This is a genomic window from Beutenbergia cavernae DSM 12333 (genome assembly GCF_000023105.1).
Lineage (GTDB): Bacteria > Actinomycetota > Actinomycetes > Actinomycetales > Beutenbergiaceae > Beutenbergia > Beutenbergia cavernae.
Genome location: NC_012669.1, coordinates 3,542,529 through 3,559,421 on the forward strand (window position 1 = coordinate 3,542,529; position 16,893 = coordinate 3,559,421).

Genomic DNA, 16,893 nt, shown 5'->3' on the forward strand with positions numbered 1-16,893 from the left:
TCGGTGGCAGGTGAGGGATTCGAACCCCCGAAGCATGACGCGGCTGATTTACAGTCAGCTCCCTTTGGCCGCTCGGGCAACCTGCCGTGGTCGCATCGGACCGGGAGACAGAGTACCAAGCGGCGCACCGTGGGGATGACCACCGCAGGCGCGCCGCATAGGGTGCTGGCATGGCCAGCGACTCCTCGTTCGACATCGTCAGCAAGCTCGATCGGCAGGAGGTCGACAACGCGCTCAACCAGGCGGCGAAGGAGATCTCGCAGCGGTACGACTTCCGCGGCGTCGGCGCGTCGATCACCTGGAGCGGCGACGACGCGATCGTCATGGTCGCGAACTCCGCCGAGCGGGTCCTCGCCGTCCTGGACGTGTTCCAGACCAAGCTCGTCAAGCGCGGCGTGTCCCTCAAGGCGATCGACACGGGCGACGACGAGCCGAAGCCCTCCGGCAAGGAGTACCGCCTCGCGGCGAGCCTCAAGGAAGGGCTCAGCCAGGAGAACGCCAAGAAGATCACCAAGCTCATCCGCGACGAGGGCCCGAAGGGCGTCAAGACGCAGATCACCGGTGACGAGGTGCGGGCGAGCTCGAAGAGCCGCGACGACCTCCAGGAGGTCATCGCCCTGCTCAAGGGCGCCGACGACATCGACGCCGCCCTGCAGTTCGTCAACTACCGGTAGCCCGTCCGGTCACCCGGGCACGCCCGCAGGCCCGGCGTCGGCGCTCGCGCCGGGCCGCCGCGGCACGCTCGGCAGGCTGCCGAGTGCCAGCGCCGCCCCGAAGATCGCGAACGGCACAGCCGCAGCCGGGACGTAGACGAGCACCCACCCGACGGCCTCGTGCAGCCCCCCGCCGAGCACACCGGCGATCGGGTCGCCGTCGATCGGGTGCACGCCCGCCCGGTAGTAGCGAGACGCCTCGACGACGTACGCGGCGAATCCGAAGAGGCATGTGGCCATCAACGCCCACACCGCGCCCTGGAGTCCCGCACGGATCGACCGGTCGGCCAGGCCCACCCCGAGTGCCGTGAAGAAGAGCGCCGCGACCGGGACCGCGAGCACGTACAGGCCGATGCCCTGGCCGGCGTCGATGTCGTTCAGGCGAGCGGCGACCACCAGGCCGCCGGCGACCGCCACGCCGACCCCGATGCCGACGCGCCTGGCACGGCGGCTCGTGGTGAGCGCCCGCGGCGGGGCGAGCGCCAACCAGGTGCCGAGGGCGAGCACGGCCGCGAGCGTGACGGCCGCGACCGGGTCGAGGACCACCACGCCGTCCGTCCCGAGGAAGTAGCCGATGACGGCGATGCAGGCGACGACGCCGGCTAGTCCCATGATCGTGGTGAGCGGGTCGGCCCTGGGAAGGTGCGGCGTCCGCGACACCCCGACGACAGCCAGCACCCCGAGCAGCGCGGCATAGGTCACCGCGAAGACCTGCAACTCCGGCAGCCCGCGGCCGACGGCGACTCCCGCGCCGACCACCAGCGCCGCCGCCAGCGCGGCGACCGCGAGCGCCGGCACCCCGCGCCCGCGCGGCGGCGCCAGCGCGGCGCGGGCGCAGCCGACCGCGAACCGCCACCGCTCCCGGCGACCGGACACCTGCGCGAGCTCGGCGCGCATCGCGGAGCCCCACTCGCGCCGATCGGCGGGCACCGTCGCCGTTGCCGCGGCGAGCAGGCGAGCCGGGGCATCGAGGCCCACCGTCCGGACGCCGATCCGCCGCCACCACACGATCCAGAGCAGAACGCCGGCGAGTGCCGCCGGCCCCGCGAGCGCGGCGCTCGTGACGAGGTATCCGACGAGGTCCTCGCCCGGCGACGGTGGGCTCGCCAGCCAGAGCAGGAACGCGTACGCCACCTCGACGGCCACGAGCACGCCGGCCACACCCCACCACGCGGACCTGCTCATGCCCCCTCCCACCGCGGACGCAGCCGTGCCGGGCCGGCGGCTGCGCGGCTCGCCTGCTCGGCGAGCTCGGTGGCCAGCGCCACTCCCGGGCCGGTCAACCGGTACATGTGCCGGGGCGGGCGGCCGGCCGGCGAGTCTGTCTCCCAGACGGCGTCGAGGAGGCCGCGGTCGCTGAGCCGCATCAGGATCGGGTACATCGACCCGGCCTTGATGTCGAGCAGGCGGCACAGCTCGTAGCCGTAGCGCCAGGTGGCCGGCGACTCGGCGAGAGCCAGCACCACAGCGACGGTCTGCGCCGAGGGTCGTCGGGATCGAGCCATGCTTAACTCTATATACCTAGAGTTGACTCGGCAAGACCTACCAGGACCAGCCCCGCGCGGCGAGCTCCAGCTCGAGCGTGAACCGATCTGCGGAGTCCGCCGCGTCCTCGTCCAACCCGGCCAGTACGCACGCCTCGTGCAGAGCGCCCTCGTACGCGCCCTGGTAAGCGCGCCAGTGATGCACGCGGGCGTAGAGGTCCGGCGTGTTCTCGATCCGGGTGATCGCGCGGGCGAGCTCCGACAACCGCGTCTGCACGTCGAGCGCGCGGAACGGATCCATCGGCGCCGGGTGCCGGCGCGAGCGCGTGATCACGGAACCCTCCAGGCGGGTGACGCAGCGCGAGAAGGCGCACGTCACGCGCCGCTTTCAGCGTACGCCTGTTCGGACGCCGCCGCCCAGGCCATTCCCGACGTCGGCGCCCGGGCCGCTCCGAACTTCACGCCACGAGGTAGCCCAGGAGAGCAGCTACGAACCACGCCGCTCCGATCCAGACGGACGCCGAGACCGGCCGGCGCGGAACCGCCAGGACATTCGGCTCAGCGGACCCGCGTGCAGCTTCCAGCACCACAGAAGCCCGTCTCGGATCGCGCTCGCCGGGCAGGATCACGGGTGCAAGATCGTCATCAGCACGAAGGACGAGGCAGCCGTCGCCGAAATAGACGACGAGCATGGACTCATCGGCCACGGTTCTCAACACGTCCTGCCAGGGCGCCAGGTCGTCGCGCCACGCGCCGACGACCAGCAGCCCGTCCGGACGGATGACGAGGCCGGGCCGACCTTCTCGGGACCATCGCTCACCGAGCGACCCGGCGACGCTTGCGGCCGCGATGACGCCGATCCACTCCAGATCCGCTGAGAGGACGAACGTCGTGACGAACGCGAGACCGGCCCCGAGGATGGTCACCCACATGGGAGTTCGCCGAGCGAGGCGCAGCGCATGTCGCGCCACCGGATGCAGGTCAGGGGCCGCCGTCGGGTCGTCCGGGCCCGCCCCGTCCCCTCCGACCACCACCGCCACGTGCCGACCGGAGGTCCGTCGGACCCACCAGGAACGCCACAGCCGAGCCGGAGTCCTGTCGTCGGTGGACGGCGGACCCGCGAGGCACCATCGTCCGTCGATCAGCAGGACGGGTCGATCCCCGACGGCGCCGAGCCCGACGACGAGAACGTCCGAACGTTCAGACGCGGCCGCAAGCCGCTCGCCGGCGTCCTGCCATGGCGCGTGCGACGCCCACGCCAGAACCTCTGCATCGGAACTCGACGAGGGCTCCGGTGGAGCGTCGTCGCTGCCATCGTCGCTGGAGTCGCCGGATGGCCCGACCCACCCCAGACGCACGTAGGCCAGCGCTACGCCCGAGCCCGGGTCGATCGACTCGAGGCGGTACGCGGCGCCGTCCGGAATCATCGAGACGGAGGCAGCTGGGCCGCCGCGGGTGAGGAGGACTCGCGCTGCGCGCCTGCGCGAGCGTTCGGTGAGGATCGCGGTTCCAGCGAAGCCCGCTGCCGCCGCAGCCGGTACGACGGCTCCCGCTGGGTCGAACACGTCGTCGACCAGTTCGGCCCGGTCGCCCGTCGGGTCGACGCGTACGGCCACGCTCTGGCCAGGTTCGAGATCGAGGACGAGGACCGGGACACGTAGCTCTCGGCCGTCGACCTCCACCACCGCCGCTCCGCCATCCTCCGTCATCGTGACGACCATCCCGGTCCGCACCTCGGCCCGTGCCCGAAACTCGTTGGCCGCTGCGGCGTCGTACCACCAGATGCCGAGCGCGACAGCACACGCGACAAGCGCAACCCCGCTGACGAGACGTGGACCGAGCCGGGGAGCGAGGAGCTCCCGACGCGTCGCGTCGTCAAGCTCCGGCGCGCGGTTTGGCCCCCATGCCGTAGCAAGGGCACGCTGACGAGTGACCTCCCACGCGTCCAGGAGGATCACGCCGACAACGAGCAGCGCCACAGTCACCCAAACCGGGCGCATACCTTCAGTGGTGGGCAGGACGGCGAGGGTGACGGCTCCGAGCGCACCGAGCCAGGCCGCCCAGCGCGGTCGCCACCAGCCGAGCAACAGAGCAGCGAACACCCACCCTTGTCCCGCGGCGTTCACGGCGCCGTCCCATCCCACGTCCGCAAGTCGGATCGGCGAGGTGTCCCCGCGCTCGAGCACGATCGAGATAACGGCGGCGACGAGGAGAGTCGCCGGAAGACCGATCTGGAGGACGGCAGCCGGAACCCGCGGCCGCCACGCGGCAATATCGGCCCCGCTCAGGAATCCTCGATCGGACATGGCGGGACTCTAGGACTCACCGGGGTGCCCCGGCGCCCGTTTCGTCGAGCCGAGTCCTCAGCGCGGGTAGCCCGCCTGCTGCTCGAGGCGCGCGATGCGCTCCGCCATGGGCGGGTGGGTGGCGAACAGCCGCGCCACACCGGCGGCCCGGAACGGGTTCGCGATCATCAGGTGGGAGACGTTCTCGAGCCGCGTGGTCGGCGCCAACGGTCGAGCCGCCGTGCCGGCCTCGAGCTTCCGCAGGGCCGACGCGAGCGCCAGCGGCTCCCCGGTGAGCCGGGCGCCGTCGGCGTCCGCGTCGTACTCGCGGGTACGCGAGATCGCGAGCCGGATGAGCGCGGCCGCGAACGGGGCGAGCAACGCGGCGAGCAGCGCACCGATGAGAGCGATCGGGTTGCCGCCGCGGTCGGAGCTCGAGCCGCCACCGCCGAAGAAGAGGAAGAACTGCGCCACCGAGGAGATGACCCCGGCGACGGCTGCCGCGACCGACGACGTGAGGATGTCGCGGTTGTACACGTGCATCAGCTCGTGCGCGAGCACGCCCCGCAGCTCACGTTCGTCGAGGATCGCGAGGATCCCCTCGGTGCAGCACACCGCGGCGTTGCGCGGGTTGCGACCCGTCGCGAACGCGTTGGGCGACGCCGTCGGGGAGACGTACAGCCGGGGCATCGGCTGGCGGGCGGCGGTCGAGAGCTCGCGGACGATCCGATACATGGCCGGCGCCTCGGCCTCGCTGACCGGCCGCGCCCGCATCGCAGCGATGGCGATCTTGTCGGACCGCCAATAGCCCACGAACGTCGAGAGCACACCGATCCCGGCGAACAGCCAGATGAACGACGCCTGGCCCGTGCCGTTCGCGATGAGCGCGCCGATCCCCAGGAGGATCGCCCACAGCACACCGAACAACCCGACAGTCTTCAGGCCGTTGAAGTGGCGGCGTACCACGGTCCCTCCATCTCGATCTCTCGTCGACATCGTCGCGCATCTCTACGCTCCCCGTATGACGACGCCGCCCCCGCCACAGTTCCCGGCAGCGCAGGTGCCCGCCCGGAAGAGCAGCCGCGGCGTGCTCGTCGCAGGCGCCGCGCTCGTGGTGCTCGCCGTCGCTGCGGCCGTCGGCGTTGCCGTCATGGTCCTCGCGCCCGGCCGGCAGCTCGACGCCCGGGCACCGATGGGCACGGAGATCACCGTCACGCTGCCCGACGACGACGTCCGCACGCTCTACACGACCCATGAGACGTGGGGCGACTTCACGTGCGACGTCCAGGACGGTGCCGGCGCGGAGGTCCAGCTGCGTCCGGACATGACGTCCCTGCCGCTCCCCGGGAGCACGACCTGGTACCCCCGCGGCGGGATCCTGGCGACCGGCGAGGTGACGGTCCGGTGCGACGGCGACGCCGGCGAGTTCGCCGTCGGCCCCACGCTGGCCTTCGTGGACGTGTGGCGGATCTACCTGGTCGGGTGGCTCGGCGGGACGCTCGGCGTCACCGGGATCCTGTGCCTGGTCGTCGGCGTCGCGAGGCGAGCCGGGGTCCGCGGCGCGTAGCCGCTCAGGCTTCCCCGAAGGACACCGCGGTCATCTCCTCGCGCGGCACGACCTTGATGCGCTCCCGGCCCTCGGCAGCGCCGAGCGACCGCTCGTACGCGTCGAGCAGCTCCCAGCCCTGCCAGGTCGTGTAGCGGACGCCCGCGTCGGCCAGGTTCGAGAGCAGCGCCTCGCCGTCAGCGTCCTCGGCGGCGCCCGGGACGCCGTCGCGCAGGCCCGAACCGCCCTCGAGGTCGGCCGCCAGGTGGCGGATGGTCTCGCTCGCGTCGGACTTCGTGTGGCCGATGAGACCCACCGGGCCGCGCTTGATCCAGCCGGTCGTGTAGACGCCGGGGATGTGCCGGCCGTCGAGGTCGAGCACGCGGCCGCCCTCGTTCGGGATGACCCCGGCCACGTCGTCGAACGGGATGTCCACGAGCGGCGAGCCGAAGTACCCGACGGCGCGGTAGACGGCCTGGACCGGGGTGTCGGCGAAGCGGCCGGTCCCCCGCGCGGTGCCGTCGCCGACGAGCTCGGTGCGCTCCGTGCGCAGCCCGGTGACCCGGTCCGTGCCGAGGATCTCGACAGGCCGGTGCAGGAAGTGCAGGTGGATGCGGCGTGACGCCGTGAGCTCGCTCGGATCGCGCAGCGCCCAGTCCGTGAGCGTCTTGACGACCTGCTTGGTCTGGTTGCTCGTCCGCATCGCCTCCTCGGACCCCTCGTCGAAAGCGAAGTCCTCGGGGTACACCACGATGTCGACGTCGGGCACGTGGCCCAGCTCGCGCAGCTCGAGCGGCGTGAACTTGGCCTGGGCCGGCCCGCGCCGGCCGAAGACATGGACGTCCGTCACCGGCGACGCCTCGAGACCGGCGACGACGTTCGCCGGCACCTCGGTCGGCAGCAGGTCCTTCGGGTGCTTCGCGAGGATCCGCGCGACGTCGAGCGCGACGTTGCCCGCGCCGAGCACGGCGATCTGCTCGGCCTCGAGCGGCCACGTCCGCGGGAAGTCCGGGTGCCCGTCGTACCAGGAGACGAAGTCGGCCGCGCCGTAGCTGCCGGGCAGGTCCGCGCCGGGCAGCGCGAGCGGGGCGTCCCGGATCGCGCCGGTGGCGAAGATCACGGCGTCGTAGTGCTCGCGGAGGTGCTCGAGCTTGAGGTCGACGCCGTAGTCCACGTTCCCGATGAGCCGGATGTCGCCGCGGGCGAGCACCTTGTGCAGCGCCACGATGATCTGCTTGATCCGCGGATGATCGGGTGCGACGCCGTAGCGCACCAGCCCGAACGGCGCCGGAAGCCGTTCGAACAGGTCGATCCGGGCGCCGGGGACGGAGCGGGACAGGATGTCGGCGGCGTAGATGCCGGCAGGGCCGGCACCGACGATCGCGACGTGGGCGGGGTGGGAGCTCACACGCACCTTCTCGAGTGGACAACGCATGGACCGCTGAGCGGCCACCAGTGTACGTCGAGGGTTAGGTAGCCCTCACCCATCGCTCAGACGACGGGGCCGCCGAGCGCCGCCTCGGCGGCGTCAGCGACGGCGAGCGCCGAGGCGAGCCGCCTCTCGCCGTCGACCCGGCCGCGCCCCTCGAGCCCGTACACGGTGACCCGGTCGGCGGAGACGACGACGGCGTCCCTCGTGCCGGCCAGCTGCGCCACGATCGGCGCGATGGCGGGCAGGACCGCCTCGGCTCCGGCGTCGAGCCGCGCCACGAGCCCCGCGGGAAGACCGGGCACCCGGTTCGACTCCGCGACGTTGGCGACCGCGGCCGGCGCCCGCCAGCGCGGCTCCGGCCACTTTCCGTCAGTGACGGCGACGACGGGCAGCCGGCGGCGCGTCGTGACGCTCACGAGCTCGACCGCCGCGTCGAGCACAGCTGCCCCGCCGGCGCGCTGCGGCACCTTGGCGGTGAGGCTCGCGACGACGACGTCGCGTGCGCCGATCCGCCCGAAAAGCACGTCGCGCACCTCGCCCGGCCGTGCGACGTGCGGCAGCACCAGCGTCCCCAGCTCCGACGGCGCCGGAGCGCTCTCCGGGGCGAAGGACCAGCCCTGCTCGCGTGCCCACTCCGGGCGTTCGGCAGTCACGACCGCCTGTTCCGCGGCGCGCGTGCGGGCGACGGACCGCCCGTACGGCACGGCGACGGCGACGAGCACCCCGAGCAGCGCGAGTGCCGTGAGGACTCCCGGCCACGGAGCCGGGACTCCGGCGAGCACGCGGGGCAGGCCGAGGCCGACCACGAGCATCCCCGCGACGAGGGCGACGACGGTCAGCACGCCGCGCCGGCGCAGCACGGCGCCCGGCGCCGAGGGATCCGTCACTGCTCGAGCTCCGCGAGCCGCCGACCCACGGTGTCGCGATACGTCGTCACCAGGGAGGCGCGCAGGGGGTCGCCCTCGTCCAGCTCCCGCTCGGCGAGCGCGTCGACGCGCCGCTGCAGCTCCGCGAGGGCCGCGGCGTGTGCCGCACCGACCGATCGACCGAGCGCGAGCGGGGACGACGCCGGCGCCGCCTCGGTGAACTCGACGTCGCGGATCAGGCCCGCCGAGTCCAGCTCGACGCGGACGTCCCGGCGCGGTGACCAGCCCTCGACGACGGTGCGCTCCAGCTCCGCCTGGACCCGGTCGATCGCCGTGACCCTGCGCCGCGAGATGTCCGCCAGGGCCTCGATGTGGGCGAGGCTCGCCTCGTACCCGTCGCGCCAGGACCCGGCGGGGGGCGCCGCGCTCACGCGTTCGCCCCCTGGGCGCTCGTGTTCCCCTGCTGCAGGGCGGCGTTCGCGGCGTTCACCAGGTCGCTCGCACCCCGCTCGAGGTTCTGCAGGATCGTGCCGATGCGCGGGATCGACTGCGCCAGCGCGTCGTTGATCTCGTCGACCTTCGTACACAGGCTGCTGATGGCGTTCGTGAGCTTCGTGATCCACTCCCGGCACCGCTCGACCCACTGGGCGATCGCCCGTACCGCCTTCGGCACCACCCAGGTGGCACCGACGCCGACCGTCGCCGCCACCTGGGCCGCCCACGAGATGAGCTTGCCCACGAGGTCGGCGATGAGGTCGCGCACGAACTGCCGGACCCCGGCCACGACACCGCTCGCGACGGTCATGGCCCCGGACGTGCCGGCCGCGAGCGCCGCGACCTGGTCCATGAAGGACGCCCCGGCGTCGGCGAACGGACGGTACGAGTCGGCGGCCGGGCCCTCCCAGCCGGTGAGCGCCCGAGAGACCTCGTCCCGGTAGTCCTGCGCGACCTGAGTCACGCGTTCGCTGACGTTCATCCAGGTCCCGGCCTTCGCCGCGACCTCCTGCGGCGAGCCCGCGAGCTCGTCGAGGAACTGCGGCAGCGGCGGCATGTAGTCGAGCAGGAACCCGGCGACGCTCGACGCCATCGACGCGATGGGGTCCAGCACGAACTCCGCGATGTCGGCCGCGGTGCCGACGACCCCGGCGAGCCCGTTCACCGTCGCGAACCCGCCGTCAGCGGAGTCGGTGGCGGCCGTGACTCCTGGGCCGATGATCTTCAGGCTCTTGTACCACTCGTCCAGCCCGGGGCGGTCCGCCGGGGCTTCGATCAGGTCGTTCACAACCCCTCCAGGAATCGACTCAGGCGGCCACCGAGTGCCTCGTCCGTCGCGTCGTACAGCTGCGCCGAGCCCGCGACGACGTCGCGCACCCCGCCCATCGCCGACGCCGTCGCCCCGACGGCGGTCACGGCCGCGGCCTGGACCGGCGTCGTGATCGGGACCAGGAACTGGCACAGGAGGCCGAAGGCCTCGTTCGACATCGCGGTCTCGAGCCCGGCCGCCGTGGCCTCGTCGAGCGAGCTGGCAAGCGCCCCCACGTTGGTGGCGTGCGTCCGCATCGCGTCGGTGTCGACGACGTATCCGTCGCCCATCAGTCCTCCCCGGTTCCGTGTGCCGGACGCTCGCCCCGCAGGATCGCGTCCAACGCGTCGATGATGCTCGTGTCGGTCAGGTCCACCGGCCGCGCGACCGGCGGCGACTCGCCCCGCAGGTCGTCGCGCGCCGCCTGGAGCGCCGCGAGGAACACGGTCCGCAGCTCGGCGGCGTCGAGGTCCGCGATGCCGGCGCTGAACTGCACGTCCGCCAGGAAGCCCTGGTGGTCCACGGCGACGCGAGCCACGCCGTCGTCGGAACGGCCCACTCCCTGTGCCGACGCCGGGACGGTCAGGTCGTCCGAGGCACGAACGGCCTCGGCCAGCTGGTCCTCGATCCGCGCACGCAGCGCCGCGTATTCGTTGGGTCCTGTCACAGCGAGCGACCGTAGCCGACCCACCGGCGGCTCGACCATGGGGAGTTCTCCACCTGCCGGGCCCGTAGGCTGGCCGACGTGCCTCCTGCGTCACCGCCGGACCGGTGGGGCGTCCCGCTCGGCGTCTCCGCCTACGTGCTGTGGGGCGTGCTCCCGCTGTACCTCGCGCTCCTCGAGCCCGCCGGGCCGGTCGAGATCATCGCCCACCGGGTCGTGTGGAGCCTGCTGTTCTGCCTGGTGGGCCTCGCTCTCGCCCGCGGGATGCGCTCGTACCTCACGGTGCTGCGCACGCCCCGGCTGCTGCGCCCGCTCGCGGTGGCCGCCGTCCTCGTCGGCGTGAACTGGACGGTGTTCGTGTTCGCCGTCCAGGCCGGCCACGTGATCGACGCCGCCCTGGGCTACTTCATCAACCCGCTGGTCACGGCGCTGCTCGCCGTCCTCGTCCTGCGCGAGCGGCTCCGCCCCGTGCAGTGGGCGGCCCTCGGGCTCTCCGGCGTCGCCGTCGTCGTCATCACCGTCGGCTACGGCACGCTGCCCTGGGTCGCGCTCGCTCTGGCGGGGTCGTTCGGGCTCTACGGGCTCGTGAAGAACCGCGTCGGTCGCGACGTCGGCGCCCTGCCCGGCCTGGCGGCCGAGACGACCGTCCTCGCGCCTCTCGCGCTGGGCTACCTCGTCTGGCTCGCCCTGACCGGGACGGCCGCTTTCGGTCAGCCGGGAGCGGACGCCACTCCGGTGGGGTACGCCCTCCTGCTCATGGCCGCCGGACCCGCGACCGCGATCCCGCTCCTGCTCTTCGCCGGGGCGGCGCGTCGCCTGCCGCTCGCCTCCATGGCGTCGTTGCAGTACCTGGCGCCGCTCATGCAGTTCGGGCTCGGCGTCGTCGTCTTCGGCGAGGAGATGCCGCTCGCCCGGTGGGTCGGGTTCGTGCTCGTGTGGGTGGCGCTCGCGGCGCTCACCGTCGACGGCCTCCGCGCGGCGCGCGCGACCCGGCTGCTGCGCCGGAAGGCTCAGGAGCCCGCGGAGCCCGACGGCCCCGACGGCCCGGCCGTCAGCGCCGGTTCGCCGACGGCCGACGCGTGAGGAGCACGGCACAGACGACGACGGCGCCCACGCCGAGGACCACCCACAGCGTGACCTCCCGGCCGCGCGTCAGAGGGTCGTCGGGGCGCTCGATGACGGCCGGCGGCGCGGTGGACGGCGCCTCGGACGGACGCTCGTGCGTCGGGCTGTCCGGACCGCGCGCCGTCCCGTCGTCGACGAACGTCAGCGCCGCCCACGGCTGGACGACGCCCCACCCGACCGTGTCGTCATGGGTGTCCGGGTCGAGCCGCGACGCCGTCGCGGTCAGCCGGAACGTCCACTGCGCGGGCGTCTCGTCCGGGTACCGCTCCGCGACGAGCGCGGCGGCCGCCGCGGCGTAACCCGTCGCCCAGCTCGTGGTGCCGCCCTCCTCGCCGAAGTCGCAGTCGATGCCCGCGTGGTGCGTCGTCGGCACCGCGACACCCGGCGCAGCGACGTCGGCGTGCGGGCCGACGTGCTGGTCGGGCACGGGCACGAAGCCCTCCGCCACGCTCCCGACGGCGAGCACCCCCGGGTAGGCGGCGGGGAACCGCTCGCGCTCCGGGGTCGGTGCGTCCTCCGTCACGTTCCCCATGCTCGCGACGACGAGGCTCCCCGCGGCCGTCGCGTCGGCGACGGCCGACGCGATGCCGGGGTCGTCGGTGTACTGGCTGATCGCGACGGCGATGATCTGCGCCCCGGCGTCAGCGGCCGCACGGATCCCGGCGGCGATGCGCGCCGACGTGAGCTGGGTCCCGTCGCGGTCGGCCTGGTCGCCGGTCGCGTAATAGACGCGCACCGGGAGGATCCGCGCCTGCGGGGCGAGCCCGACGACCCCGGACCCGTCCACGCCCTGCGCGGCGATGAAGCCGGCCACGGCCGTGCCGTGCCCGAAGGTGTCCGTGCGAGCGTCGTTCGCGATCCCGACGACGTCGATCCCCGGCAGCACGACGTCGCCCGCGAAGTGCGGGTTGCTCGCCTGCACGCCGGAGTCGACGACGGCGACGGTCACGCCGCGTCCCGTGGCGAGCTCGTGCGCCTCGTCGGCGCCCAGCGCGTCGAGCGCCCACGGCCGATCGGGGAGCAGGATCCCCTCGTCGCACTGCCCCGTGGGCTGCGCCGCCGCCGGAGCCTGGGCCGCCGGGGCGAGCAGCGACCCGCCCACGAGCCCCGCGGCGAGCAACCCGACCGCGGCCAGGCGTGCCGGGGCCCGGGCTGGCCACCGCGGCGTCACTCGTCCTCGCCCGCCGCCGGGATCTCCGTCACGCTGTTCTGCGCCGCCGCCGTCGACAGGTTCGGCCCCGCCGCGAACAGGTCGCCCCACGCGTACGGCACGACGGCGACGTCGTCCGTCGCGTAGCCGAGGCGCGCGAGCGTCCCGGTCTGGTCCTCGCCGGTGATCGCATACATCGTGCCGTTCTCGTCGATGAAGCGGACCGGGCCGGACGTCGTCCCCGGGTCGGCCACGAACCGGGCGAGCGCCCCCGCCCCCGGCGCCATGGCCACCCCCGTCCGCTCGGGCACCGGACCCGCGACGAGGGCGGTGCTCCAGTCCTCCCCGGAGGTCAGCAGCGCGCACGGCGCGGCGCCGTCCTCGACGGGCAGCGGCGTCAGCGTCGGCCACGTCTGCGGCACCGGGCTGTCCGCCTCCGGCGTCGTCGCGATCGACGAGATCTCGTTCGTCGTCACCTCGATCGGCGCACGCTCGCCGCCCGGGCCGATGAGGTACATCGCCCGCGCGAACGGCGTCAGCGGCGCCAGCTCGCCGGCGTCGTCGATGACGAACGCGTCGTCGGTGCCGCTCTCGACGAGCACCGAGCCGACGAGCGCGTCCTGGACGTCCCCCGCCGCGCCGGGTGCGGGCTCCCCCGCGCCCGGCACCGTGAACGGCTCGATCGGCTCGCCCTCGTCGAACAGCTGCAGCCAGCGCGGGTCGACCTCCGGGGCGCCCGCACCGTCGAGCCCGAGCTCGCGGAGCACCCCGCCGACGAACTCCGACTCCGGCACCGGGTAGCGACGGTCGCCCTGCACGAGGACGAGCTGCCCGCCCGCCCGGACGAGGGTCCCGACGCCGTCACCGCCCTCGGCGCCCTGATCGGCCTCGGTCTCCCCCTCGGCCGGCAGGTCCAGCGAGGTCAGGAACGCGCCGTTCCCATCGAGGCACGAGCGCCAGCGGTCGCCCACGAGGTCGGCCGGTTCCGGCAGCGCGTCCGGCGCTCCGACGATCCCGACCCGCTCGCCACGCGGGACGTCGGCCAGGTCGGACTCGCTCACGGTGTACATCGGCGCGTCCTGCGGCGCCACCAGCCGGGCGCTCGCCATGTTCTCCACGGGCAGCAGGACGCCGTCCTGGCTCACGTACCGGGCGCCGTTCTCGCTCACCACGATGATCGCGCCGTTCTCCCAGTCCTCGGGAAGGCCCCTGTTGAACAGCCCGAACGCGAGGCTTCCCCCGATGACGAGCACGCTGAGCACCACGCCCGCCACCACACCGCGCATCGGCTTCGCCGGCTCGAGCTCGCGACCGCCAGGCGCACCTGACGTGAACGCGGTGAGCAGGCGCCGTCGGCTGAACGCCTGAGCCTCGACGAGCTCCTTCTTCGTCGCCATCGCTGACCTACAGCAGCCCGGCAGCGACGACGGCAGCCGGCAGCACGAGCGCCAGCAACAGCAGCTCCGCGGTGTCGGCGAGGCGCGCCAGGCGCAGGTGCCGGCCGGGCGCGACGAGCCCGAGCGCCACGACGATCGCCGCGAGCGCCGCGACGGCGACGGCGAGCGCGGAGCGCCACTCCGGGAACAGTGCGGCGGCGGAGATGCCCGTGACGACGACCCCGACGATGCCTGTCGTCATCACGATGACGACGTCCTGGCGCGAGTACGTCTCGCGGACGCTGAGCAGCACGCTGGAGAACGCGAGACACGCCAGGACGACGCCGAACACCCCGGTGCCGACGGCCCACGGCGTCAGCGCCAGCAGCAGCACGCCGGCCCCGGTCCGCAGAGCGATCTGCAGGCGGTGGCCCCCGCGGTACTGGGAACGCACGTCGTCCGGCTCGACGGGCGGCGGGACGGCGAGGATCTCGGCGTCGTCGCGGGGCGAGAGCACGCGCAGCGGCGTCGAGGCGAGGGCGAGCCACGGCACGCCCACGAACCCGAGCGTGACGACGGCGACGCCGATCGCCGCCGCTGACCCGACGGCGTCGGCCCCGAGCAGTCCGGTCGCGAGCCCGATGCCGAACGCGCCGAGCCCGACGAGCAGCGGGCCGGCCATGACCTCCCGCTCGCGGGGCAGGGCCAGCAGCCCGCAGCCCGCCGCCACGACGGCCCCCGCTCCGGCCCAGGCGAGCGGCCAGCCGGTCGGCGCACCGCCACCCGCGCCCAGGTACCCGGCCAGTGCGCCGTACAGGCTCGCGACCACCCCCAGCGTGCCCGGCGCGGAGCTCGGCGCCCCGGTCCGGCCGACGACCGACGCGGCGACCAGCAGCACCGCGGCCACGACGCCGCACACCGCCGCCGCCGTGACGGCGGCCAGCCCGGCGGCCACGACCAGCACCGCGCCCGTCACGAGCAGCGCCGCGGAGGCGAACACCGCCGTCCGGGCGGCGTCGCCGGACGTCCACGCCTGGTGCTCCGACTCGACCGCGTCGGCGACGGCCTCGACGACGTCGTCGTAGGTGCGCTGCTCCGCCTGGTCGAGCCCGGACTCGATGCTCAGCACCGCGCCGTCCTCGACGCCCTGGGCCTGCAGGCTGCGGTCGGGGTCGAGGACGACGCCGTCCGCCCGGACCAGCCCGTACCCGCCGTAGACCGTCTCCGGATCGAGGAGCCCGAGCCCGCGGGCAAGCCCGGGCACGAGCTCCGCGACCGGGATCGCGCCGGGGGCTCCGACGTCCAGACGCCGGTCGCCCGCCGCGATCGTGACACGGACCAGCTGCCCCGCCATGGTGGGCGGCGGCTGGAGATCGGTCATGCGGGAGCCCCTTGTCTCATCCGTGTCGGCGCGCTGCGCGCCCCAGCATAGGAGCCTGCACCACCCCACGATGGGGAGTGGTCCCCATTCCGGGTGTGGTGGGGGTGGTTCTAGCCTGTGGTTCGTTGCCCGTTTCGGGGGCGACGGCGACGCCGGGTTCGGTGGTCGTAACGGAGGCCGCACAGGCCCGGAAGAGGAGAGGTGACGTATGGCTGGCGAGATCAGCGCCGCCGATGGTGCACTCAAGGCTGGTGCCGACGTCGTGGCGACCACGCGCACGGAGCTGCGCAGCGAGCTGTCCGCGCTCGAGGGCAAGCTGTCCGGCCTCGGCGCACAGTGGCAGGGCCTGGGCGCCGCCGCGTTCACGAACCTGATGAACCGGTGGCGCGAGGACGCGACGAAGATCATCGACGCCCTCAACGAGTTCGAGGCCAAGCTCAACGAGTCCCAGACGGCCTACACCAGCACCGACGACGCCTCGCAGGCCACCATGAGCCGCCTGCAGGGCCGGCTCGGCTGACCGCGAGAACGAGGAAGGAACCCACGACATGGTGGACATGAGGGTCAACTTCGGCGCGATCGCCACGGCCGCCGCCGACATCCAGTCCGGCGCCAACGAGGTCCAGTCGACACTCGACTCGATGGACCAGCAGCTCCAGCCCCTGCGGGCCAACTGGACCGGTGAAGCGTCCCAGGCCTACGAGGCCGCCAAGGCCAAGTGGTCCACAGCGATCACCGACATGAAGACCCTGCTGGCCGACATCGGCCGCGAGGTCCAGACCGGCGGCGAGGACTACCAAGCCACCGAGTCCCGCAACACCGCCCGCTGGTAAACCAGCACACGCACCACATCGACCCGTCGGCATGGTCGACGGTCCGTGTCGAAACCACCACACTTCGACACGAGGCCGCCAGCACGCCGGCACGAACTGAGACCACGGAGGAGACGCAGTGGTGGGCAACGGGGTTGAGCTGACGCCGGAGGTCGTCGCGAAGCGGGTGGAGGTCCTCGAGGACCTCCTCACCGACGTCGACACGCACTACGGCAACCTGCTCGGAGCGCGGCAGCGTCAGGGTGACGCGATCTGGACCGACATCTCGTCGTGCCAGGGCTACGCGTACGCCCTGTCGAGCGCCGTCGGCACCTACGCCGTCGCGCTGGACGGCGCACGCGGGCGCATCGCGTACCTGCAGGAGAGCCTCCAGGAGACGGTCCGCACGATGACCGGCCTGGACGAGTCGATCCAGGAGCGACTGACCACTCTCGCCAACCGGATCGCGGAAGGACCGCCCACGGGTCCGGGCCAGTGCACGATCTACGACATCCCGGGTGCGTACGAGACGCCGACAGTCGAGCAGCCGGGACCGACCGTCGTCCCTGAGGTGCCGGAGGCAGGCGACGAGTCCGCACCGGAGCCGCCGACGCCCGAGCCGTCACCCTCGCCGTCGCCGTCGCCGGAGCCCACCCCGACGCCGTCACCCGAGCCGACGGCCACGCCCAGCCCGACGACGACACCCACACCCACCCCGACGCCGTCGGGCAGCGGGTCGTGGTGACGGCGCTCTGA

Annotated in this window: 20 protein-coding genes and 1 tRNA gene; 6 read left to right on the plus strand and 15 right to left on the minus strand. The window is 73.4% G+C overall.

All coding sequences use genetic code 11. The features are described from left to right. Window positions 1-4: 4 nt before the first annotated feature. Window positions 5-86: transfer RNA gene (locus tag BCAV_RS16065), tRNA-Tyr, on the minus strand. Between the two features lie 84 nt (window positions 87-170). On the opposite strand from BCAV_RS16065, the gene BCAV_RS16070 reads away from it, so the two are divergent. Then, on the plus strand, window positions 171-674 hold the full coding sequence (locus BCAV_RS16070; RefSeq protein ID WP_015883672.1) for a YajQ family cyclic di-GMP-binding protein: 504 nt from the start codon (window positions 171-173) through the stop codon (window positions 672-674). A gap of 9 nt (window positions 675-683) precedes the next feature. On the opposite strand, the gene BCAV_RS16075 is transcribed toward BCAV_RS16070, so the two are convergent. From BCAV_RS16075 to htpX, 5 genes are all read right to left on the minus strand, one after another. Further along, complete coding sequence (locus BCAV_RS16075; RefSeq protein WP_015883673.1) at window positions 684-1,898, minus strand: hypothetical protein; 1,215 nt, start codon at window positions 1,896-1,898, stop codon at window positions 684-686. After that, window positions 1,895-2,218: a PadR family transcriptional regulator gene (locus BCAV_RS16080; RefSeq protein ID WP_015883674.1), complete on the minus strand. Its 324-nt coding sequence runs from the start codon at window positions 2,216-2,218 to the stop codon at window positions 1,895-1,897. Before BCAV_RS16080 ends, BCAV_RS16075 begins: the two co-directional genes overlap by 4 nt. A 37-nt stretch (window positions 2,219-2,255) precedes the next feature. After that, window positions 2,256-2,531 (minus strand): hypothetical protein, encoded by a 276-nt coding sequence (locus tag BCAV_RS16085; protein WP_015883675.1) that lies wholly within the window; start codon window positions 2,529-2,531, stop codon window positions 2,256-2,258. A 124-nt stretch (window positions 2,532-2,655) separates the two neighbouring features. Further along, window positions 2,656-4,503 (minus strand): hypothetical protein, encoded by a 1,848-nt coding sequence (locus tag BCAV_RS16090; protein ID WP_015883676.1) that lies wholly within the window; start codon window positions 4,501-4,503, stop codon window positions 2,656-2,658. Window positions 4,504-4,560: 57 nt separating this feature from the next. Then, on the minus strand, window positions 4,561-5,448 hold the full coding sequence (htpX, locus tag BCAV_RS16095; protein ID WP_015883677.1) for a zinc metalloprotease HtpX: 888 nt from the start codon (window positions 5,446-5,448) through the stop codon (window positions 4,561-4,563). 55 nt (window positions 5,449-5,503) lie between these two features. Here htpX and BCAV_RS16100 point away from each other — a divergent pair, with 55 nt between their 5' ends. Then, window positions 5,504-6,049 carry a hypothetical protein gene (locus BCAV_RS16100; RefSeq protein ID WP_015883678.1) on the plus strand — a complete coding sequence of 182 codons (546 nt, stop codon included), beginning with the start codon at window positions 5,504-5,506 and terminating at the stop codon, window positions 6,047-6,049. Between the two features lie 4 nt (window positions 6,050-6,053). Here BCAV_RS16100 and BCAV_RS16105 read toward each other — a convergent pair whose 3' ends face one another. The 6 genes from BCAV_RS16105 to BCAV_RS16130 all read right to left on the minus strand — a co-directional run bounded on the left by BCAV_RS16105 (window position 6,054) and on the right by BCAV_RS16130 (window position 10,296). Next, window positions 6,054-7,436 (minus strand): FAD-dependent oxidoreductase, encoded by a 1,383-nt coding sequence (locus BCAV_RS16105; RefSeq protein WP_015883679.1) that lies wholly within the window; start codon window positions 7,434-7,436, stop codon window positions 6,054-6,056. 83 nt (window positions 7,437-7,519) lie between these two features. After that, on the minus strand, window positions 7,520-8,347 hold the full coding sequence (locus BCAV_RS16110; protein ID WP_015883680.1) for a hypothetical protein: 828 nt from the start codon (window positions 8,345-8,347) through the stop codon (window positions 7,520-7,522). Then, a complete protein-coding gene (locus tag BCAV_RS16115) occupies window positions 8,344-8,757 on the minus strand; it encodes a YbaB/EbfC family nucleoid-associated protein (RefSeq protein WP_015883681.1) in 414 nt (137 codons plus the stop codon). The genes BCAV_RS16110 and BCAV_RS16115 overlap by 4 nt, the downstream gene beginning before the upstream one ends. Further along, on the minus strand, window positions 8,754-9,608 hold the full coding sequence (locus BCAV_RS16120) for a WXG100 family type VII secretion target (RefSeq protein ID WP_015883682.1): 855 nt from the start codon (window positions 9,606-9,608) through the stop codon (window positions 8,754-8,756). The genes BCAV_RS16115 and BCAV_RS16120 overlap by 4 nt, the downstream gene beginning before the upstream one ends. After that, window positions 9,605-9,919, minus strand: coding sequence for a type VII secretion target (locus BCAV_RS16125; RefSeq protein WP_015883683.1), 315 nt, complete (start codon window positions 9,917-9,919; stop codon window positions 9,605-9,607). Before BCAV_RS16125 ends, BCAV_RS16120 begins: the two co-directional genes overlap by 4 nt. Next, window positions 9,919-10,296: a hypothetical protein gene (locus BCAV_RS16130; protein ID WP_144016798.1), complete on the minus strand. Its 378-nt coding sequence runs from the start codon at window positions 10,294-10,296 to the stop codon at window positions 9,919-9,921. Before BCAV_RS16130 ends, BCAV_RS16125 begins: the two co-directional genes overlap by 1 nt. 78 nt (window positions 10,297-10,374) lie before the next feature. Here BCAV_RS16130 and rarD point away from each other — a divergent pair, with 78 nt between their 5' ends. Beyond that, a complete protein-coding gene (gene rarD / locus BCAV_RS16135; RefSeq protein WP_015883685.1) occupies window positions 10,375-11,376 on the plus strand; it encodes an EamA family transporter RarD in 1,002 nt (333 codons plus the stop codon). Here rarD and BCAV_RS16140 read toward each other — a convergent pair. The 3 genes from BCAV_RS16140 to eccD are packed head-to-tail and all read right to left on the minus strand — an operon-like array spanning window position 11,345 to window position 15,325. Continuing rightward, window positions 11,345-12,589: a S8 family serine peptidase gene (locus BCAV_RS16140; protein ID WP_015883686.1), complete on the minus strand. Its 1,245-nt coding sequence runs from the start codon at window positions 12,587-12,589 to the stop codon at window positions 11,345-11,347. The genes rarD and BCAV_RS16140 overlap by 32 nt on opposite strands. Then, window positions 12,586-13,965: a type VII secretion protein EccB gene (gene eccB, locus BCAV_RS16145; protein ID WP_015883687.1), complete on the minus strand. Its 1,380-nt coding sequence runs from the start codon at window positions 13,963-13,965 to the stop codon at window positions 12,586-12,588. The genes BCAV_RS16140 and eccB overlap by 4 nt, the downstream gene beginning before the upstream one ends. 7 nt (window positions 13,966-13,972) lie before the next feature. Beyond that, window positions 13,973-15,325, minus strand: a complete 1,353-nt coding sequence (gene eccD, locus BCAV_RS16150; RefSeq protein ID WP_015883688.1) for a type VII secretion integral membrane protein EccD — start codon at window positions 15,323-15,325, stop codon at window positions 13,973-13,975. Window positions 15,326-15,533: 208 nt separating this feature from the next. On the opposite strand from eccD, the gene BCAV_RS16155 reads away from it, so the two are divergent. The 3 genes from BCAV_RS16155 to BCAV_RS16165 all read left to right on the plus strand — a co-directional run bounded on the left by BCAV_RS16155 (window position 15,534) and on the right by BCAV_RS16165 (window position 16,882). Beyond that, window positions 15,534-15,845, plus strand: coding sequence for a WXG100 family type VII secretion target (locus BCAV_RS16155; protein WP_015883689.1), 312 nt, complete (start codon window positions 15,534-15,536; stop codon window positions 15,843-15,845). 28 nt (window positions 15,846-15,873) lie between these two features. Then, the gene (locus BCAV_RS16160) at window positions 15,874-16,158 is read left to right on the plus strand and encodes a WXG100 family type VII secretion target (protein ID WP_015883690.1); all 285 of its coding nucleotides are present in this window, start codon (window positions 15,874-15,876) and stop codon (window positions 16,156-16,158) included. Window positions 16,159-16,279: 121 nt separating this feature from the next. Continuing rightward, complete coding sequence (locus tag BCAV_RS16165; RefSeq protein WP_144016799.1) at window positions 16,280-16,882, plus strand: hypothetical protein; 603 nt, start codon at window positions 16,280-16,282, stop codon at window positions 16,880-16,882. Window positions 16,883-16,893: the final 11 nt, after the last annotated feature.